Consider the following 18,397-nt stretch of genomic DNA (forward strand, 5'->3'; position numbering starts at 1 on the left):
AGACCGTACCCGAAACCGACACTGGTGGTCAGGTAGAGTATACCAAGGCGCTTGAGAGAAGGATGCTGAAGGAACTCGGCAAATTGCACGCGTAACTTCGGAAGAAGCGTGACCCTTTCATGGGCAACCATGGGAGGGTGGCACAGACCAGGGGGTAGCGACTGTTTATCAAAAACACAGGGCTCTGCGAAGCCGCAAGGCGACGTATAGGGTCTGACGCCTGCCCGGTGCTGGAAGGTTAAGAGGAGGGGTGCAAGCTCTGAATCGAAGCCCCAGTAAACGGCGGCCGTAACTATAACGGTCCTAAGGTAGCGAAATTCCTTGTCGGGTAAGTTCCGACCTGCACGAATGGCGTAACGACTTCCCCGCTGTCTCCAGCATCTACTCAGTGAAATTGAATTCCCCGTGAAGATGCGGGGTTCCTGCGGTTAGACGGAAAGACCCCGTGCACCTTTACTATAGCTTTACATTGGCATTCGTAGTGGCATGTGTAGGATAGGTGGTAGGCTTTGAAGCCAGGGCGCCAGCCTTGGTGGAGCCACCCTTGAAATACCACCCTTATTACTATGGATGTCTAACCGCGGCCCGTTATCCGGGTCCGGGACAATGTATGGTGGGTAGTTTGACTGGGGCGGTCGCCTCCTAAAGAGTAACGGAGGCGCGCGATGGTGGGCTCAGAACGGTCGGAAATCGTTCGCTGAGTGCAATGGCATAAGCCTGCCTGACTGCGAGACTGACAAGTCGAGCAGAGACGAAAGTCGGTCATAGTGATCCGGTGGTCCCGCGTGGAAGGGCCATCGCTCAACGGATAAAAGGTACGCCGGGGATAACAGGCTGATGACCCCCAAGAGTCCATATCGACGGGGTTGTTTGGCACCTCGATGTCGACTCATCGCATCCTGGGGCTGGAGCAGGTCCCAAGGGTATGGCTGTTCGCCATTTAAAGCGGTACGTGAGTTGGGTTCAGAACGTCGTGAGACAGTTCGGTCCCTATCTGCCGTGGGTGTAGGAATATTGAAAGGATCTGTCCCTAGTACGAGAGGACCGGGATGGACGGATCTCTGGTGGACCTGTTGTGGCGCCAGCCGCATTGCAGGGTAGCTATATCCGGACGGGATAACCGCTGAAGGCATCTAAGCGGGAAACCCACCTTGAAACGAGTATTCCCTGAGAACCGTGGAAGACGACCACGTTGATAGGCCGGGTGTGGAAGAGCGGCAACGCTTGAAGCTTACCGGTACTAATAGTTCGATCGGCTTGATCGTTCTCATTCCTTATGCCCATCTGAAAGATGACGGCACAGAAAACAGCTTCTCGAAAACGTGCGCTTTGCCGACCTGGTGGTTATGGCGGGGTGGCTGCACCCGTTCCCATTCCGAACACGGCCGTGAAACGCCCCAGCGCTGATGGTACTTCGTCTCAAGACGCGGGAGAGTAGGTCGCTGCCAGGTCTACAAAACGCACGTTGAAATCTTCTCCTTACGATTGGCCCGCCAAACGGGAATGACGGGCCGCGCGAGCGGCCTTTTCATTTGGCGGACTGGAAAATGGGTAAGTGCGAACTTATCTTATGCTGGTTGACGCGGGATGGAGCAGCCCGGTAGCTCGTCAGGCTCATAACCTGAAGGTCGTAGGTTCAAATCCTACTCCCGCAACCACCTCAATTTGCGATTGGCCCGCCTCTGGCGGGCCTTTTGCTGTTAAGGGAAATGCTCGGGATTCCGGCTAGATCGACGCCCACGTCGATCTGCATCCCGGTTTCTTCGGGCGTGAGGATGATTTCCTTGAAGCGGGACCGGACCAACTTGGCCGCCGTCATGCGCGTTTCCTCCGAATCTTCCTGAAGTGCGGCGTAAAGCTCGTCGACCCGGGCGTGGTAGCGGTGCGCCATATTCGGATGGAGGAGAGGAGGCGGCTCTTCGGCATCATGGAGGAAGCGCATCGACTTCTTTTCCGCGTCTCGAGCTTTGTGCTGCGCGAATGGGTGCGCGGCCTGTCGGCCGATCCGCAGCACGCCTTTCCCGGCCACGGTCAGATGAAGCCAGAGCAACTCGATATCGAGCGGCTCGTCACCGACGCCCTCATCATGGCGATCTGGCGCTGAGGCAAACCGGACAGCCTGCTGCACCACAGCGACCAGGGCAGCCAATAGAGGAGCGAGCAGTTCCAGCGCCTGATGGCCGATCACGGCATCACCTGCTCGATGAGCCGTTCGGGGCAACATCTGGGACAATGCTGCGATGTAGAGCTTCTTCTCGTCACTGAAAACCGAGCGGACAGCCCGCTTGGTCTACAGGACGAGCGATGACGCCAGGGCCGACGTGTTCGATTACATCGAGCGCCTCTACAATCCCCGGCGACGGCACTCGACACTGGACTATATGAGCCCCGTCGAGTTCGGGGCGAAAGCTATGTTAGCTTAACCTGGTGTCCGAAAAACCGGCAGCAGGCCAGACTGCCTCTCCCAGCCAGGGGATCTTGCCGTGGAAACTCTAACTCATAACAGTCAGCTGTCGAGGTTCAGATCATTTAAGCAGTGAGGCTGAACTGGGTGATCTTTATGCTGCGCTGGATATTGCAGAATTTCGGCTCTGGCCGATTTTGACTGCAAGGGGGAGGAGCTTTTTCACGCTCCGTTGCGTCTCGGATATCTGCCGTTTTTCGCCATCCAACGGTGGCATGGCATGGCGCCGAGGAGCCATGCCATGCCTGGGGTGGTCGAACTATTCCGCCGGCTGGAGTTCTGTCCTGCCGGTTGTGTGAAGTTTGCTGTCGGACAAACTGCCTTGGCCAATTCCCACGGTCAGCACGGCGGCGGCGCTGGCTGCGACCGACACCCAGAAGCCATTCTGCGGGCCGTAATTGTCGACGACCCAGCCGGAGATGAACGCGCCCAGAGCCATGCCGATTCCGATGCCGGTCATGACCCAGGTCACGCCTTCGGTCAGCATGGATTCGGGGACCTTGCGCTCGATCACCCCGAAGGCGGTGATGAAGGTCGGCGAGATTGCCACGCCGCTCAGGAACACGGCTGCCGCAAGAAGCGGGACCGACGTGCCGGCGAACAGAAGCGGCAACGCGGTAAGAGCCAGCACGCTGACGGCGATGAGCATCTGGCGGTGCAGCGGCATTTTCGGGTTGAGCGCTCCCAGAATGAGGCCAACCGCAAAGGAGCCGACGGCATAGACGCCGATCACCAGGCTGGCCGCGCCAGGCTGTCCAAGCTGTTCGGTGATGGCCACCGAGGCGACTTCCGCCGTGGCGAAAGTGGCGCCGACAAACACCAGCGCCAAGGTGACCAGCCTGACGGCGGGAAGCCTGACGGCAGAGCCCTTGTGCTGGCCGGAATGGATCGGCCGGACGGCGGGCTCGCTCGCCCGCTGCAGCAGGAAGGCCATCATCCCGACGGCAAGCAGGGCGGTGCTTGCCAGCATGCCCGCTTCAGGAAAGAAGGAGACGGCCAGGCCGACCGAAAGAGACGCGCCGGCGATATATATCAACTCGTCGGCGGCCGACTCGAATGCAAAGGCGGTGTTCAGTTCGGGGCGGTCGCGGAACACTTCGCTCCAGCGCGCCCGCACCATGGCGGAGATGCTCGGCATCGTCGCGGCGGCCAGGGCCGCGGCGAACAGGACCCATGCCGGCCATCTCTGGTTGGCTGCGGCAATCAGAAGAACAAAGGCAACAGCTGAAACGATAGCCGCCGGCATGGCGATACGAGCCTGGCCGTATCTGTCCACCAGCCGGGAGATTTGCGGTGAGACGAGCGCATTGGCGAGAGCGAAAGTAGCCGAAACGGCGCCTGCGAGCCAGTATTCGCCATGCGTTTGGGAGAGCATGGCGACAATGCCAATCGGCGCCATCGCAACGGGCAGCCGCGCAACGAACGCGGCACTTGAAAAGCCTTTGGCGCCGCGCGCCTTGAAGATTTCTGCATAGGGGTTTGCCATGGGAACCGTCCTTGATTTGGAACCTGAATCCAATATATACGCAGCGTATGTGAATGAGATAGTGACATACGATACGTACGTCAACTGAGATACGATACGTATGTAGGAGAATTGCCATGGCCGGCACGCGCAAGGAAAAGATGGCGGAGACGCGGTCCAGGCTTCTGCAGGCCGCGCGAAAGGCGTTCGGCACGGTCGGCTACACCGACGCGTCCATGGATGACTTTACGGCCGCGGTTGGCCTGACGCGCGGCGCGCTCTACCATCATTTCGGCGACAAGCAGGGACTGCTGCGGGCGGTCGTCGAACAGATCGATACCGAGATGGCCGAACGGCTCAGTCAGATATCGCGGCGCGCGCCGACGCGATGGCAGGGGCTGGTTGATGAATGGACGGCCTATATAGAAATGGCGCTGGAGCCCGAGATCCAGCGCATCATGTTCCGCGACGGGCCGGCGGTTCTCGGCGACGTCTCACAGTGGGCGAGCACCGACAACTGCGTCACGACGCTCAAGAAAAGCCTGGACGATCTCAAGGCTGACGGGCTGCTCATTGAACTCGACACCGAGGCCGCCGCGCGGCTGATCAATGGAGCGGCCAGCCATGCCGCGACCTGGATTGCCGCGTCCGCCGACCCGCAGGCTACCTCGATGCGAGCGGTTTCGAGTTTCCGGCAGCTTCTCAACCGGTTGAGAGAAGGAGATATTCAGCCAACTCGAACGAAGTGAAATCGCGCGAACTGACGCGCGCATGTAGTGGCCGGTGAACCGAAAAGGCTGCAAAGCTGGCCGAAACTCCAATGCGTCGGGGCAATTGTCTGGACGAAATCGTTTGCTTTGGGTGGGGTTCGCTTATCTGGTGCCAGAAGGCACTGCCTGTCGCTGGACATCGGCAAGGGGACGGTCCCTTGCCGCGACCTCTCGAACGGCCAACCAAGCGCCTGGAACGGATGTGTCAGTCCGCGACGGCCAGATCCGGTACCACGGACCCGATATTGTATCCCTCGAGCAACGCGTCCGGCGCGTCGGGAGACGCGAAGCTGAGGATCGTCGCCGTGCCCGGCGTGACCGGAACCACGCGCGACGGAGGCAGGCCGAGGAATTCGTCGCAGGCGGCGCGCACCACGCCGCCGTGCACCACGGCAAGCAGGTCGCCCTCTGTCCTGCGCAGCCAGTCGCGGATGCCGTCTGCCACGCGCGCGCGGAATGACCGCCACGTTTCGCCCCTTGCCGGCGTGAAGGTCCCCGCGCGCCAGGCCGCATAGTCCTCTGGCTGCTTGCAGATCAGATCGTGTTTGGTCCTTCCGGTCCATTCGCCCATGTCGAGTTCCCGCAGCCGCGCGTCCGACGGCGCATCCGGGTAGCCGATGATCTCAACGGTCTGGCGGGTGCGGCCGAGGTCCGAGGAGACGACCTGTGCGGGAAGCAGCGCCCTGGCATAGGGCGTGAACTGGCGCGCCTGCCGGATGCCGCGTTCGGACAGCTCCGAATTGTCCTGCCCCTGCAGGCGCTGTTCGGCGTTCCACCGGGTTTCGCCGTGGCGCAACAATATCAGTCTCATTGATCGATCCTTTCGCCCGCGGCGGTGAAGACGGCATCGGGCGTCCGGATGAAGGTGAGGTCCACGGTTTCGCCGGGCGATGCGGTGAAATAGCCGTCGGCCATGGCGGTGATGCGCAGGTCGCCGACCATGGCGGTGACCATGGTCTGGCCGGCGATGGGCGCCGCCTCGGCGAATTTCGCGACCAGCTTCGGCTTGCCGTTCAGGGCGCCGACCGCAATGTCCTGCGCGCGATAGAGAAGCTGCACTTCGGTTTGTGCTCCGGCGATGCCGGCCGGTGCCAGCGGCACGTCGCCGAAGGTGAGCATGTCGGCGTTGCGCTTCACCGGTAGAAGGTTGGCCGGCGGCGTGCCGAGGAAGGAAGCGACGAAGGTGGTGCGCGGATGGCGCAGGAGATCGATCGGACTGCCGAACTGCTCGACACGCCCGTTGTTCAGCACCGCCACATGGGTCGCCATGGTCATCGCCTCGACCTGATCGTGGGTGACATAGACGGAGGTGGCGCCGGTGGCGCGGTGGATGCGCATGAGTTCGCTGCGCATCTCGATGCGCAGCTTGGCATCGAGATTCGACAGCGGTTCGTCGAACAGGAGGATGCTGGGCTTCGGCGCGATCGTGCGTGCAATGGCGACGCGCTGCTGCTGGCCGCCGGAAATCTCGGCCGGATAGCGCTCGCGCAGCGCGCCGATGCCGAGGAAGGCCAGCACTTCGTCGATGCGCTGTTCGCGCTTTTCCTTCGGCCATCTGGCCACCTTCAGCGGCCAGGCGATGTTGCCGGCGACGGTCATGTGCGGCCACAGTGCATAGCTCTGGAACACCAGGCCCGCGTCGCGCGCGCCGGCATCGGCGATGACGCCGCCTTCACCGCTGGAGATCGTGCGGCCGCCGAAGGCGATGGAACCGGAGGTTGGCGCCTCCAGTCCCGCCAGCATGCGCAGCAGCGTGGACTTGCCGCAACCCGACGGCCCGACCAGAACCAGGAACGATCCCGCCGGCACGGAAATATCGACGTTGCGGACGGCGGTGAAATCACCGAACCGCTTGACGAGTTGCCTGATCTGGATGGCGTCCGGCGCCGCGGCGGCATGGGTTGTCATGATTGCTTCCACTTCTGGACACGGTGCTGGAGAACATGCGCGAGAAACGACGCCACCAGGCAGATGGCGAGGATGAGCAGCGTGATCGCGTTGGCGAACTGCATGAAGCCTTCCGAGGCGTACCGGTAGGCGACCATTGAGAGCACCGGCGAGGTGGCGGTGAACAGAAGCACCACCAACGAGAGATCCCGCACCATCTTGACGAAGACCAGTATGGCGCCGGCCAAAAGCCCGCGAATGGCAAGCGGGACGATGATGACCGCCATGCACCTGAGGAAGCCGGCGCCGGTGAGCCGTGCGCTTTCCTCGATGTCGGTGGAGATCTGGCCGAGCACGGAACGCCCCGCCTGCACCGCATAGGGCAGGTTGTGGGCGGTCGCCGCCAGCACCAGCAGCGCGAACGTGCCGTAGAGCGAGGGCAGCGGCCCGATCGGCGCGCCGAACAGTGCGATATAGGCGGCGGCGAAGGCGATGCTGGGAACCAGCAGCGGCAGGAAAGCGAGCTGGCTCAAGGCGTTGGCGAGCAGCGTGCCCTTGTTGCGCACGATGGTGTAGGCAAGCGCGAGCCCCAGAACCATCGTCGTCATCGCCACGACCACGCCCAGACGGAGCGTCGTCCACAGCGCGTCGATCAGCACCGGATTGCGGAACAGGCCGGCCTGGCCCTGGGCGATCTCCCCGCCGCCCTCGCCGATCCAGAAATACAGCGTCCAGTTGGAAAACAGCGCACCGCTTTGCGGCGCGAGGCTGGAGGCAGCGAGCACCAGCACCGGCACGATCGAGGTCATGACGCCGATGGCGGCAGCCAGCGCGAAGAGCGGCCAGCGCCAGATGCCGAGCGGAAAGCGCTTGGTGCGCCCGCCCTTGCCGGTCACGGTGGTGAAGGCCTTGCGTCCGGACACCAGCCGGTCGCTGAAGAACAGCAGCGTGGCGGAAACGCCGATCAGGAGCAGCGCCAGCACGAAGCCGCGCTCCGTCTGGCCGGTGTCGATCATGCCGAAAAGGCGGGTGGACAGCGTGTGCATGCGCACCGGCAGGCCAAGCAGGGCAGGTGCGGCGAAATTGGAGACGGCACCTGCGAAGGTCAGCGAGGCGCCGGCCACCAGCGCCGGCGTCACCACCGGCAGGACGATGCCGAACAGGATGCGCGACCGCCGCGCCCCGGCCATCTGCCCGGCCTCGACTAGGTCGGCCCCGACCGAACTCAGCGCAGCGGCGATGATGGTGTAGGCCAGAGAGAAATAGTGGGCCACGAGCACGATCAGCGTCGGCACAAGACCCCAGGCGAGCCAGTCCGGAATGGCGATGCCCTGCGCCTGGAAGTAGCCGGGCGCGCCACCAAGCCGGTCGTTGCGGAACAGCGTGCCCCAGGCCAGCGCGCCGGCGAAACTCGGGATCATGAAGGGCAGTGAGGATAGCGTGCCGATGAGGTTGCGCCCCGGCAGGTCCGTCAACACCACCAGCCAGGCCAGAAAGCCGCCGAGCAGGAGGCAGCCGAGGCAGACGCCGAGGCCGAGCAGCAGGGTGTCGACCAGCGGCCGCCACCAGAGGTTTTGCGAAAGCGGGCTGGCGAGCACCGCCACCCACGCATCCAGCCCTTCGGGCGTGAGCGTCGCCCAGAGAATCCTCAGCAGCGGCGCGACGACCAGGAGCGCGACGACGGCAAGGAGGATCGCGGGCATGGCATGGCGCGACCGGACGAACCTGCCGCTCGATGGGAACGACGTGGACAATGTCATGATGGAACCTCGGGCCGGGCCGGCACGCCGAGGGCGGGCCGGCCTCGTGCGCGGACTACTGCAGGGTGATGATGAGATCGGCGATGCGGCCGCGGGTCGCCGCCACCTTGGCGGGATCGATGCTCCAGGCGTTCAGCTTTTCGAGCGGCACCGAATCCGGATCGTCCGAAATCGTCTTGCGCGTCGCGTAGTCGCCCGGAACGTTGAAGGGTTCGAAGCCGGGCCCGCCGGTCGGCGAATCGTCGCCGAACATGAAATCGATCAGCAGCCGCGCCGCCGCCGGATGCGGCGCCTTGTCGGCGATGGTCAGCACGGTGGGAAACAGGATGCCGTTCGCCGGCTGCACATTGTTGGCGACCTGCAGCGCCCAGCCTTCCTTCTCGTTGTCGCGACGATCCGAATAGGTGGCGAAGCCGACCGGCGCATCCTTGACCGTCTTGTCACCGACGGCCTTGTTCACCACGTCGCTGTTGGCGACCAGGATCAGGTCGTTCTGGAACAGCGCGCGCACGAATTGCTCGCCGGCGCCCTGAAGATCGGAATCGACCTCGATGTCCTTGCCGAACTGGGCCTTGTAGGCGGCCGCCATCTCGTCGGGATGCAGCGCGATCTCGGTCAGCAGGTCGAGCAACTCGCCGCGCAGGGCGGGATCGACCATGAGGACCTTGCCCTTCCAGTCCGGCGTGGTGAGCTGCCACAGATTGGTGATGGGCGAACCGTTCGGATAGGCGGCCTCGTTGTACATCAGCACCTTGGTGGAAAGCCGGTGGACGAGCAGCGGCGCCTTGTAGCGATCGTCCAGCTCGCCGGCGACGCGCGGCGGCACGTAGTTCGTGATACGCTTGGCATCGAGCAGCTTCTTGTAGACCACCGGCGTGTCGGCGATGTAGAGCACATCGACGGCGTGGACGCCGGCCTGCTGTTCCGCCTCGACGCGAGCGATCTGCTTGACCGAGCTCATGTCGAGACCGATCAGGTCGATGCCGGGGTAGGCGGCCTCGAACGCCTTCTCGATGCGGGCGATGCGGCTCGACAGCGAGAAGACCGTGACACTGCCCTCCTTCATCGCCAGCGGCAGCAGTTCCTTCGCCGACAGTGCGTCGAGGTCCTGCGCCAAGGCCGCGCCCGGCAATGCGATCGCGGTGGCGAGCACGGATGCCCGAAGCCATGTTCCTACTTTTGTTTTCACAGTTCTTCCTCCCGTTTATTCGAAGTCGGCAAAAAGGTCCGACAGTTTTTCCAGCCGGCCGATGATCGGCTCCTCATGCCGTCCGGCTATCGTCATCAGGATCGCGTTGACGATGGCGAAGGGGATCGTCGGGGTCTGGAATTCGCTGCCCGACCGGCCGCGCGGCGCCGCCAGCAACAGGTCTGCCCTGGGCTCCATCATCGGGCCGGCGAGATCGGAAATGAGGATGCTGCCGGCGCCGGCGCTCGCCGCGTGCCTGAGCAGCGGCGGGTAGCTTTTCGGCTGCTTGCGGAAGGCCAGCGCCAGGACCAGGTCGCCGCGCTCCATGCCGACCACGCGCTCGGCGATGTCGCGCCCGCGCCCGGTCAGGGCGATGGTGGTCATGCCGAAGCGGTCGAGCCGCCGCTGCAGGAAGCTCGCCACCGACTGGGCGTGCCCCTGGCCGAAGATGAAGATTCGCCTGGCCTGGAAGATGCGATCGGCCGCCTCGTCGATCTCGCTTTGGGAAATGCAGCGTGACAGGCTCTCCAGTGCCGTCACTTCCGCGGCGACGAGGTCCGCCAGGAAATCGCCGTGTTCCACTTTCGCAACCGAACGGCGCATGCGGTTGGCGGCGTCCTGCCCCTCCAGCACCTCCCGCTGGAGCTGGGCCCGCAATTCAGGATAGCCCTTGTAGCCGAGCTTCTGCGCCAGCCGCGTCGCCGACGCCTCATGCACCTGCGCGCGCTCGGCAATCTGGGCCCCAGAGAGATAAGCGGCCTCCATGCGGTTCTCGAGCAGGGCGGAAAGCAGCTTCTGATCGGAATCCGTCAGCTTTGCCGAGTTCGATTTTATCCGTTCCAGAATGGTCATCGGCGTCCTGCAAACTATCTTGCGGGCGCATATTTCCTTGCAATCCGAATGCAGTCAAGTTTTTTTGTCAAAAATAGAAATCCTGCAAGGTTTATTGCAATCGATGTTATGAAAGGCATTCGTGGCGCCTAGGCCCTTAAGGCGATCAAATACCGTCCCGGCGGCGAGATCGTCACGGCGATCCATGAGGGGGGGATGGTTCTGTCCTTGATCGTCGTCACCACCCGCTCGATTCGACCGGCGCTACCCGCTTTGCAGTTTGACGACGCTCCTTATCCTCTCCACGGCCTGTGCGCGAGCGCCGCCGATCTGCCGATGCTTCTCGTATCGCGCGCCCTGCTCGGTGTCGCCCTGGGAGGGTTCTGGGCAATGGTCGGCGCGCTGGCGATGCGCCTGGTTCCCGACAGGTTGATGCCGCAGGCCATGGCTCTGGTAAACACAGGTATCCGCATGCCGCCTCCGAGAGGCGGGTCCAACTTGAGCACGGCTATCCACGGGAATTGTGACGCATGGCCGTCAACAGCACATAGACCAGGGCGACAATCGCGATCGTGCTGCCGTACCACAAGGTGGCCTGCGCCCCATCGCTCAACGCGTGGCTGCCGATCGCCGTCCCGATAGAGATGCCGAAATAGATGCCCGATGAATTCAGGGCGACGACGAGCGGCGCTTCCTGTGGAGCGCCGGCGATCAGCCTGTGCTGCTGCGGCGGCGTTTGCGCCCAGCTGCTCGCACCCCAGCACGCCATCAGCAATGCGACCACGCCGATCATGGCTGGCGAGGGTGCGCTGGCGACCCATGCCAGACCGCCCATGGCGACGACCATCAGGGCATAGGCTGACGTCAGTACCGCGTTCGGCCCGATCCTGTCGGTGGCCCAGCCCGAGGCATAATTGCCGACGACCGCGCCCGCTCCGTAGGCGAGCAGCATCGCCGTAACCGACGTTGCGGGAACCAGGAGGAAATCGAGAACCTGGATGGTGAAGGCATAGGGCGTGTAACATGCCGCCATGCCGAGCACGGTCAGCGGCAGCACAACCATGACGCCCGGGCGCGTGAGGATCGCGAGCCGCTGGTACAACGTCACCGGCACATTGCCGGGTAGCCGCGGCATTACAGCGAGAACACCGAAAGCCGCTGCGAGAGACACGATTCCGACAAGGATGAGCGATGCACGCCAGCTCATGGTCGTGCTGGCGATACGGCCGAGCGGCACGCCGAGAGCCGTCGCTGCGGTGAGCCCTCCGATGACGATGGCGAGGGCGCGGGCCCGCAACTCGGGACGCACGATGGCAGCCGCCACGGCGCCGGCATTGGGCGTATAGGCGGCGGCCGCTGCCGCGGCCACGACCCGGGTCAGGATGAGAATCCCAAGTGTTGGCGACAGGGCCGATGCAATGTTTGCAAGACCAAGGATGACCAGCGCCGCCACGAGCAGCCTTCGGCGCGCAACTGCGGAGGTGACGGCAGCGATGACCGGAGCCAGCAGCGCGTAGGCAAGCGCGAAGGCTGTGACCGAGTAGCCTGCGAGCGCCGGCGTGACAGACAGCCCGTCTGCCATTGCCGGCAGGAAGGCCGACACGATGAAGGCGTCTGTGCCAACCGCGAATGTGCCCAGCGCCAGGACCAGGGTCGATCTCAATCCGAACGTAGCCGCTGGCCCGCTCGACGCGTTCGGCCTGGTTGCATTAATTTGGATATTATTCATCTAGATTAAACTCCTGCGCAATCGCGAAAGCTTTTGATGTCTCTTATCGGGCGCGGGGGGCGTACCAGCAGCGCATGCGTTCGGCGCCCGCCGGCGGGGCGGCCTTCACCAGGTCCGCTACCGTCTGCGCGGCGAGCTCGCGCCGCCACGCGGCGTCGGCACGCCCCATGGCAATGGCGATTCCGCAGGGCATGGCAAATTCCGAGGGACGCGCGGTAACGCCGGCGCCGCGCCTTCGGATCTCAGTGCAGCGGAAGGAGGCTTCAGGACCCTCGATCGCCGTGACGACATCGAGCAGCGTGATCTTCTCGGGCCGCTTCGCCAGGCGGAACCCACCTTTGACGCCGGCGCTCGAAGCCAGGATGTCGGCCCGGACCAGAGCCTGCAGGAACTTGTTGAGATAGTGCGGCGGGACATCGAAAGCGGAAGCCAGCGTTGCCGTCGGGACGGCCGTGTCGTCCCCCAGCCAGGCAAGGGCAAGGCAGCAATGAAGCCCCCACTCGACACCCTCGCTCATCTTCATGACGCTCGTGCTCCATAATCTGGCTATTTTATATCCAGGTTATGGGCTTCCTGCAATGTGACAACATGAAATTGCCATGTGCCAGCGGCACTGCGGTCGTAACGGTTATGCTGACGCTATCTCAACCCGCGCGAACATGCTCTTCGCCATAGTCTCCGCCTGCGCCAGCCAGCCATGGCGTTCACTCTCGCTGCTGTCGGTGACTGTCCGGAAAACATGACGTACGTAATCCTGCACGCCGCAGAACGGCAGGACGCAGCGTCCCCAGATCAGTTCGAGGGGATCGCCCAGCACTTCCTTTTCCCTTTCTTCAGGCGTGTCCGACGTGTTGAGGATCAGCGCTTTTTCCATTCTCAGCAGGCCCTCCGGCAACCCGTCGGCGGCCGCCAGCCTGTAGGCGACACCCGGTACGAGCACCCGGTCGAGCCATCCCGCCAAGATCGCCGGTGGCTTTCCCCACCAATTGGGATGGACGACGAGCAGGCCGTCTGCCTGCGCGACCTGTTCGCGATGTTGCCGCACGACGGGGTCGGCAACCCGCGACAGCGCGACCTCGAGCGTGTCGCCGGTAGTGTAGGCCTCGTCCGCCGTCAGGCACGGAGAGAACGATTCTGCGTAAAGATCATGGTGCACGACATCGTGGCCAGCCTCTGTCATGGTTGTCCGTATCCGGGCGGAAATGGCGTGGCAGAAGCTGTTGTCCCTCGGATGCGCGACAATCGAGAACAATTTCATCTGGGCACCTCACCAACAGCATCCGCGCGAGCGGCCTGCGCCTCACCTAGCTGTTCCTTGATGCTGCGTCCCGGCCACCACCTTGTCGCCCGTATGCCTGTTCTGACAGGCTCGATCAACACGATCCAGCATTCTCCCTCCGCCACCGGATTGTGCATCGTGCCCTCGGGACGACGTGAAAATCGCCTGCTTCGAGCTGAACGGCGCCATCTTCATATTCGATGCGGAGCCGGCCCTCCACGACATGGGAAGCCTCACGGCGGCTTTCGGTTGTTGACCCTATGCGTCGGAAGCAGCGGCGCGGAATGCCTCCGACGCAGCGCATCAGTCTTCGTTTACCCGGGCCTGATAGGGAGAACCCGAACAAGTTTCGTTTCGGAGCGTCGGCGGTGCCGCAACACCAGGCAAGTTGGCCCAGCGAAAAAGTGAAGATATCCGGCGCGTCGTCGTGCCGGTTCCTCGGCGTTGAGCTGGCGCTGGCGCCCGGCGTGCTGGTGCCACGCGGGGAGACCGAGCTGCTCGGCACCAGCGCCATCGAGATCCTCGGCACGATGGCCGGCGAACCGGTCGTCGTCGACATGTGCTGCGGTTCCGGCAACCTGGCGCTGGCCATCGCGCATCATTGCCCGAACGCGCGGCTGTGGGCCGCCGACCTGACCGACGAAACGGTGGCGCTGGCGCGGGACAATGCGGAACGGCTTTCGCTGGCCGGCAGGGTCGCGGTGCGGCAGGGCGACCTGTTCGACGCCTTCGCCGGCGACGCGCTTGCCGGCACGGTCGACATGGTGGTCTGCAACCCGCCCTACATCTCCTCCGCACGGCTCGACGGCAAGAGCGCGCACCTGCTGGCGCAAGAGCCGCGCGAAGCCTTCGACGGCGGTCCCTACGGCATCTCCATCCTGCAACGCCTCGTAGGCGAGGCGGTCGGCTTTGTCAGGCCGGGCGGTTGGCTGCTGTGCGAGTTCGGCGAGGGCCAGGAGCGGCAGGTGGCGGCGCTGGTCGCGCGCACTAAGGCCTACGAGGGGCCGTCCTTCGCCACCATCGACGGCAAGCCGCGCGTCATGATCGCCAGGCTGTGTGCGGAAAGCGGGGCAGGCGCGTGAGCCTGGTCAGACCCTTCGAGGCGGCCGACGCTGAGGCCGTGGCCAGCTTGTTCCAGCGGATGCTGCGCAAGCTCCGCGCGCCGGCGCCGGCGGCGCTGACCGCCTATATACGCGACTTCTACCTGGAGACGCCGGAACGCGGCGACGGCATCGCATCGCTGGTCCACGTCGACGATACCGGGCGCATTTCCGGCTTCGTTGGCGTGCACGCGCTGCCGATGATCCTCGACGGACGGCCGCTGCGGGCGGCGGTCTGCGGTTCGCTGATGGCGGACGGGCGCGACAGGGACCCGATGGCCGGTGCGCGGCTCCTGAAGGCGTTCGTCGACGGCCCGCAGGACCTGTCCTTCAGCGAGACGGCGAACGCGGTCTCGGCGCGATTGTGGACCCGGCTGCGCGGCGTGGTCCTGCCGCAATACAGCCTCGACTGGGTGCGCGTCATCCGCCCGGCCGGCTTCGCCATCGAACTGGCGGCCGGCCGCGCCGGACCGCTGCGCCTGCTGAAACCGGCCGCCGCCGCCTTCGACGGGTTGCTGCGCCGCTCCCTGAAGCCGGGCGACAGGCGCTGGGCGGTGGCGCGGGAGGGTGAACCTGCGAAGGCGGCGCACGCCTCGGAGATCGACAGCGCCGGTTTCGCTTCCCTTCTGGAGCTGCTGTCGGCGCAGTTCGCGCTGCGGCCGGCATGGCGCGACATGCCGCTGGAAAGGATGCTTGCCGACGCCGCCGCAAGACCCGATCTCGGCGCCCTCGTCTTTTCCCGCGTGGAGACACCGAACGGTGCTGTGACCGGCGCCTTCGCCTACCATGCGCGCGCCGGCAGAATCGGAAGGGTGTTGCAGGTGCTGGCGCGACCGGGGCAGGCCGGCGCGGTCATGGACAGCCTTGTGGACGATGCCGCCCGGCGCGGCCTGTGCGGCCTGCGCGGCCGCACGCAGCCGGCGCTACTTGAGGCGATGCTGACGCGAAAGCTCGCCTTCGTTCCCGTCGCCTCGTCGGTCGTTCACGCGCGCGACGCCGGAATCCTGCATGCCTTGAAGACGCAGCAAGCCTTTCTCAACGGCCTCGCTGGCGAGAACTGGAGCCGGCTGATCGGAGGCCGCTTCGATTGATCCGCGATCAGGCGCGGATTTCATCCACTTCGGCAACGAGCAGCGGCGGCATGTGCAGGTAGCGCGTCGCCTTGCGCTTGGCGGCGATGTCGGCCCACACGCGCTCCACCTGCTCGCAGGTCAGCCCGGCCGCTTCGGCAACCGTTTCGGCGGCGAAACTTTCGTTGAGGCCGTACAGGCACAGATCCATCCTGTCATAGGGCAGTGAGAAGTAGAACTCCTCCTGCGTCTGGGCGAGCGAATAGGTGTCGGTCGTCGGCGGGCGCTGCCGGATCTCCGCCGGAATGCCGAGATGGGCGGCGAGTGTGTAGACCTGCGTCTTGTAGAGATGGGCGATCGGCTTGACGTCGGCCGCGCCGTCGCCGTTCTTGACGAAGAAGCCCTGGTCGTATTCGAGCCGGTTCGGCGTGCCGAGCACCGCGAAATTGAGGCGGTCGGCGTGGAAATACTCGAACTGCTTGCGCGTGCGCTGCTTCATGCTGGTGGCCGCGACGATGCCGAGATAGACCGCCGACGGCATCCTGAGCCGTGTCTGCCTTCCCTGCGGGTCCTGCACGACGAGCGAGGAGATGTTGTAGCCCTCGCCTTCGAGCCGGTTGGCGATGACGATCTTGGAGGCCCAGCCCGGCCCGTAGTCAGGCACGCATTTGCGGATGAAGGTGTCGCGGCGCTCGTAGCAGCCCATGGCACCGAGCGCCGGACCGATGTCCTCCACCACGGTTTCGATGCCCAGCGTGTCGGCGACCAGCCGGCCGAGCCGCAAGCTGTCCGGATCGGAATCGGCCTCCGGCATCAAAAGGCCGAGCACGTTGCCCGCGCCGACGGCGCGCACGGCGAGCGCGGCCGAGACGCTGGAGTCGATGCCGCCCGACAGGCCGAGCACGAGGCCGCGGCGGCGCATGCCGCGCAATTGCGCGCGCAACGCGGCGGCGATGCGGTCCGTTTCGACCGCGCAGTCGATGGCGAGACGATCCGACAGATCGGCGTCTCGACTGGGCATCGCGGTCATGGCGCCGCCTGCACTGTTTCGGCGGCGAGGCGGCGGCTGACCTTGCCGGTATCGGTTTTCGGCAGCGCCGGGCGGAACTCGACCAGCTTCGGCACCATGAAATCCTCCAGATGGCGCGCGCAATGGCGAATGACGTCCCGTTCGGCCAGCGCCGGATCGGCGGACACGACGATCGCGCAGACGGCCTGCCCCAGAATGGGGTCCGGCACGCCCACCACCACCGCTTCCGCTATCGCAGGGTGCCGGTGCAGCACGGCCTCCACCTCCTTCGGCGCCACCTTCTCGCCGCGCGTCTTGATGATGTCGTCCCGGCGCCCGACGAAATAGAGGTAGCCTTCGGCGTCGCGGGTGAACAGGTCGCCCGTATGGAGCACCTTCTCGCCCGGATCTGGACCCGGGCGCAGCACGCGCGCGGTCGCTTCGGCGTCGCGCCAGTAGCCCTGCATGACATGCGGGCCACGCACCACGAGCTCCCCTGCGATGCCCGGCGGCACCGGCCGGTCCGCGCCATCGAGGACCATGACCTCGGTGCCGGGGATGGCGATGCCGACCGATCCAGGCCGCAGGGCGAGCTGTTCCGGCGGCAGGTATGTGCAACGCTTGCATTCCGTCAGCCCGTACATGGAATAGAGCCTGACGCCGGGAAACAGCTCCCGCAGCCGCTCGATATGGGCCGGCGGCAGGGCGGCGGCGGTGTTGGTGATGTAGCGCAGGTTCGGCAGGAAGCCGGGTTCGAGGCCGCGCATGCGCAAGATCATCGCAGCCATGGTCGGCACCAGCGGCAGGCCGGTGACGCGCTCCTCGCGGATACGCTCGAAGATCGCCTGCGGGAAGGCGAAGGATTTCTCCAGCACCAGCGTGGCGCCCAGCCTCACCGCCATCAGCAACTGGTAGAGGCCGTAGTCGAAGGCGAGCGGCAACACGTTGAGGATGATGTCATCCGGCGTGTTCTGCAGGTATGTGGTGATGGAACCGGCTGCGGCATCGCAGTTGCCGTGGCTCATCATCACGCCCTTGGGGCGGCCGGTGGAGCCTGACGTGTAGACCAGCATGGCGAGGTCGGAATCCGTGCCGCCATGGGCCAGCGGCCGGGCCTCGGCGGCGAGGCACGCAGTCAGGGAGACGGCGCCGGCCGGCACGGCGTCGTCCGTTCCATGCGTGGATGCCACGAAGACGCTGTCGCAGCCGGCCAGCGCCTCGGAAACCACCGGCATCAGCCGGGCAAGGGTCAGCACGGCGGCCGGCTCGCAGTCGGCGACGATATAGGCCAGCTTGTCGGCCTTGGTCGACGGGTTGACGAGACAGAACACGGCGCCGGCCTTGAGGACGGTGAAGATCGAGACCGCCGCCTCCCGGCAATTGTCCATGAAGACCAGGACGCGGTCGCCGCGCTTCACGCCGTTCGTCGCGAGTGTCGTTGCCAGACGGTCCGTGAGATCGTCGAATTCGCGATAGTCCAGCCGGCGGCGGTCGGCGACAAGCGCGGTCTTGTCCGGCCGGGCGGCGGCGCTCAGGCCAAGATAGCGTTCGATGCGCAAGCGGGCGGCCTCCCCGAACGCGTCAGGCGGCTTGCGCGCCGACGCGGGCGCCGACGAAGGCCGCGATGCGGGACAGCGAATCGAGATTGGCCGGCACGATGTCGGCGTCGGCCAGCACGATTCCGAAACTGTCCTCGATGAAGGCGACCAGTTCGAGCACGGCGGTCGAATCGACGATGTCGTTTTCGATCAGCGAGGCGTCGTCCGCCAGCGGGTACGACGTGTCGCCGAACAGGAAGTTCTCGATCACGAAGCTGCGCACCCTGTCCTTGATGTCCTGCATTC

Annotated in this window: 16 protein-coding genes, 1 tRNA gene, 2 rRNA genes and 2 pseudogenes (1 of these 21 only partly in view); 7 read left to right on the forward strand and 14 right to left on the reverse strand. The window is 64.7% G+C overall.

Annotated elements, in window-relative coordinates:
* From E6C48_RS19480 to E6C48_RS19490, 3 genes are all read left to right on the forward strand, one after another.
* Window positions 1–1,265 (forward strand): 23S ribosomal RNA (locus E6C48_RS19480); it begins 1,533 nt to the left of the window's first position.
* A 71-nt stretch (window positions 1,266–1,336) separates the two neighbouring features.
* Window positions 1,337–1,451, forward strand: a 5S ribosomal RNA gene (rrf, locus tag E6C48_RS19485).
* Window positions 1,452–1,581: 130 nt separating this feature from the next.
* A tRNA-Met gene (locus E6C48_RS19490) sits at window positions 1,582–1,658 on the forward strand.
* 2 nt (window positions 1,659–1,660) lie between these two features.
* On the opposite strand, the gene E6C48_RS19495 is transcribed toward E6C48_RS19490, so the two are convergent.
* Window positions 1,661–1,942, reverse strand: coding sequence for a hypothetical protein (locus tag E6C48_RS19495; protein WP_136359851.1), 282 nt, complete (start codon window positions 1,940–1,942; stop codon window positions 1,661–1,663).
* A gap of 120 nt (window positions 1,943–2,062) precedes the next feature.
* Here E6C48_RS19495 and E6C48_RS19500 point away from each other — a divergent pair.
* A pseudogene (locus tag E6C48_RS19500) lies at window positions 2,063–2,423 on the forward strand (IS3 family transposase); the annotation flags it as partial.
* 300 nt (window positions 2,424–2,723) lie between these two features.
* Here E6C48_RS19500 and E6C48_RS19505 read toward each other — a convergent pair.
* A complete protein-coding gene (locus E6C48_RS19505; protein WP_136359899.1) occupies window positions 2,724–3,950 on the reverse strand; it encodes an MFS transporter in 1,227 nt (408 codons plus the stop codon).
* Window positions 3,951–4,066: 116 nt separating this feature from the next.
* On the opposite strand from E6C48_RS19505, the gene E6C48_RS19510 reads away from it, so the two are divergent.
* Entirely contained in the window at window positions 4,067–4,678 is a 612-nt protein-coding gene (locus E6C48_RS19510) for a TetR/AcrR family transcriptional regulator (protein WP_136359852.1), read from the forward strand.
* Window positions 4,679–4,904: 226 nt separating this feature from the next.
* Here the strand turns inward: E6C48_RS19510 and E6C48_RS19515 are convergent, their stop codons facing one another.
* The 9 genes and pseudogenes from E6C48_RS19515 to E6C48_RS23135 all read right to left on the reverse strand — a co-directional run.
* Complete coding sequence (locus E6C48_RS19515; RefSeq protein WP_136359853.1) at window positions 4,905–5,510, reverse strand: histidine phosphatase family protein; 606 nt, start codon at window positions 5,508–5,510, stop codon at window positions 4,905–4,907.
* Window positions 5,507–6,607, reverse strand: a complete 1,101-nt coding sequence (locus E6C48_RS19520; RefSeq protein ID WP_136359854.1) for an ABC transporter ATP-binding protein — start codon at window positions 6,605–6,607, stop codon at window positions 5,507–5,509. Before E6C48_RS19520 ends, E6C48_RS19515 begins: the two co-directional genes overlap by 4 nt.
* Window positions 6,604–8,289: an ABC transporter permease gene (locus E6C48_RS19525; protein WP_136359855.1), complete on the reverse strand. Its 1,686-nt coding sequence runs from the start codon at window positions 8,287–8,289 to the stop codon at window positions 6,604–6,606. The genes E6C48_RS19520 and E6C48_RS19525 overlap by 4 nt, the downstream gene beginning before the upstream one ends.
* Window positions 8,290–8,401: 112 nt before the next feature.
* On the reverse strand, window positions 8,402–9,535 hold the full coding sequence (locus E6C48_RS19530; protein WP_230978870.1) for an ABC transporter substrate-binding protein: 1,134 nt from the start codon (window positions 9,533–9,535) through the stop codon (window positions 8,402–8,404).
* Window positions 9,536–9,550: 15 nt separating this feature from the next.
* Window positions 9,551–10,387, reverse strand: coding sequence for a MurR/RpiR family transcriptional regulator (locus tag E6C48_RS19535; RefSeq protein ID WP_136359856.1), 837 nt, complete (start codon window positions 10,385–10,387; stop codon window positions 9,551–9,553).
* 487 nt (window positions 10,388–10,874) lie between these two features.
* Entirely contained in the window at window positions 10,875–12,029 is a 1,155-nt protein-coding gene (locus tag E6C48_RS19540) for an MFS transporter (protein WP_206086539.1), read from the reverse strand.
* A gap of 109 nt (window positions 12,030–12,138) precedes the next feature.
* A complete protein-coding gene (locus tag E6C48_RS19545) occupies window positions 12,139–12,618 on the reverse strand; it encodes an RrF2 family transcriptional regulator (RefSeq protein WP_136359858.1) in 480 nt (159 codons plus the stop codon).
* 105 nt (window positions 12,619–12,723) lie between these two features.
* Window positions 12,724–13,353: an NAD(P)H-dependent oxidoreductase gene (locus E6C48_RS19550; RefSeq protein WP_136359859.1), complete on the reverse strand. Its 630-nt coding sequence runs from the start codon at window positions 13,351–13,353 to the stop codon at window positions 12,724–12,726.
* A 42-nt stretch (window positions 13,354–13,395) separates the two neighbouring features.
* Window positions 13,396–13,591: pseudogene (locus E6C48_RS23135) on the reverse strand (cupin domain-containing protein); the annotation flags it as partial.
* Between the two features lie 187 nt (window positions 13,592–13,778).
* On the opposite strand from E6C48_RS23135, the gene E6C48_RS19560 reads away from it, so the two are divergent.
* Together E6C48_RS19560 and E6C48_RS19565 are read left to right on the forward strand one after the other, a co-directional pair.
* Complete coding sequence (locus E6C48_RS19560) at window positions 13,779–14,456, forward strand: N5-glutamine methyltransferase family protein (protein WP_230978871.1); 678 nt, start codon at window positions 13,779–13,781, stop codon at window positions 14,454–14,456.
* Window positions 14,453–15,565 (forward strand): hypothetical protein, encoded by a 1,113-nt coding sequence (locus E6C48_RS19565; protein ID WP_136359861.1) that lies wholly within the window; start codon window positions 14,453–14,455, stop codon window positions 15,563–15,565. The genes E6C48_RS19560 and E6C48_RS19565 overlap by 4 nt, the downstream gene beginning before the upstream one ends.
* A gap of 7 nt (window positions 15,566–15,572) precedes the next feature.
* Here the strand turns inward: E6C48_RS19565 and nadE are convergent, their stop codons facing one another.
* Genes nadE through E6C48_RS19580 form a run of 3 tightly spaced genes read right to left on the reverse strand, consistent with a single transcriptional unit; the run spans window position 15,573 to window position 18,395 of the window.
* A complete protein-coding gene (gene nadE, locus E6C48_RS19570; RefSeq protein WP_136359862.1) occupies window positions 15,573–16,574 on the reverse strand; it encodes an NAD(+) synthase in 1,002 nt (333 codons plus the stop codon).
* Window positions 16,571–18,112, reverse strand: coding sequence for a class I adenylate-forming enzyme family protein (locus E6C48_RS19575; protein ID WP_136359863.1), 1,542 nt, complete (start codon window positions 18,110–18,112; stop codon window positions 16,571–16,573). The genes nadE and E6C48_RS19575 overlap by 4 nt, the downstream gene beginning before the upstream one ends.
* Before the next feature lie 22 nt (window positions 18,113–18,134).
* Window positions 18,135–18,395, reverse strand: a complete 261-nt coding sequence (locus E6C48_RS19580; RefSeq protein WP_136359864.1) for an acyl carrier protein — start codon at window positions 18,393–18,395, stop codon at window positions 18,135–18,137.
* Window positions 18,396–18,397: the final 2 nt, after the last annotated feature.

This window comes from Ollibium composti (genome assembly GCF_004801285.1).
Lineage (GTDB): Bacteria > Pseudomonadota > Alphaproteobacteria > Rhizobiales > Rhizobiaceae > Mesorhizobium > Mesorhizobium composti.

Excerpts from the sequence above, each read along its gene's own strand:
- E6C48_RS19550 (WP_136359859.1), bottom strand. The coding sequence starts at position 13,353 with ATGAAATTGTTCTCGATTGTCGCGCATCCGAGGGACAACAGCTTCTGC.
- E6C48_RS19525 (WP_136359855.1), bottom strand. The coding sequence starts at position 8,289 with ATGCCCGCGATCCTCCTTGCCGTCGTCGCGCTCCTGGTCGTCGCGCCG.
- E6C48_RS19495 (WP_136359851.1), bottom strand. The coding sequence starts at position 1,942 with ATGCGCTTCCTCCATGATGCCGAAGAGCCGCCTCCTCTCCTCCATCCG.
- E6C48_RS19520 (WP_136359854.1), bottom strand. The coding sequence starts at position 6,607 with ATGACAACCCATGCCGCCGCGGCGCCGGACGCCATCCAGATCAGGCAA.
- E6C48_RS19510 (WP_136359852.1), top strand. The coding sequence starts at position 4,067 with ATGGCCGGCACGCGCAAGGAAAAGATGGCGGAGACGCGGTCCAGGCTT.
- E6C48_RS19580 (WP_136359864.1), bottom strand. The coding sequence starts at position 18,395 with ATGCAGGACATCAAGGACAGGGTGCGCAGCTTCGTGATCGAGAACTTC.
- nadE (WP_136359862.1), bottom strand. The coding sequence starts at position 16,574 with ATGACCGCGATGCCCAGTCGAGACGCCGATCTGTCGGATCGTCTCGCC.
- E6C48_RS19545 (WP_136359858.1), bottom strand. The coding sequence starts at position 12,618 with ATGAAGATGAGCGAGGGTGTCGAGTGGGGGCTTCATTGCTGCCTTGCC.
- E6C48_RS19515 (WP_136359853.1), bottom strand. The coding sequence starts at position 5,510 with ATGAGACTGATATTGTTGCGCCACGGCGAAACCCGGTGGAACGCCGAA.
- E6C48_RS19535 (WP_136359856.1), bottom strand. The coding sequence starts at position 10,387 with ATGACCATTCTGGAACGGATAAAATCGAACTCGGCAAAGCTGACGGAT.
- E6C48_RS19505 (WP_136359899.1), bottom strand. The coding sequence starts at position 3,950 with ATGGCAAACCCCTATGCAGAAATCTTCAAGGCGCGCGGCGCCAAAGGC.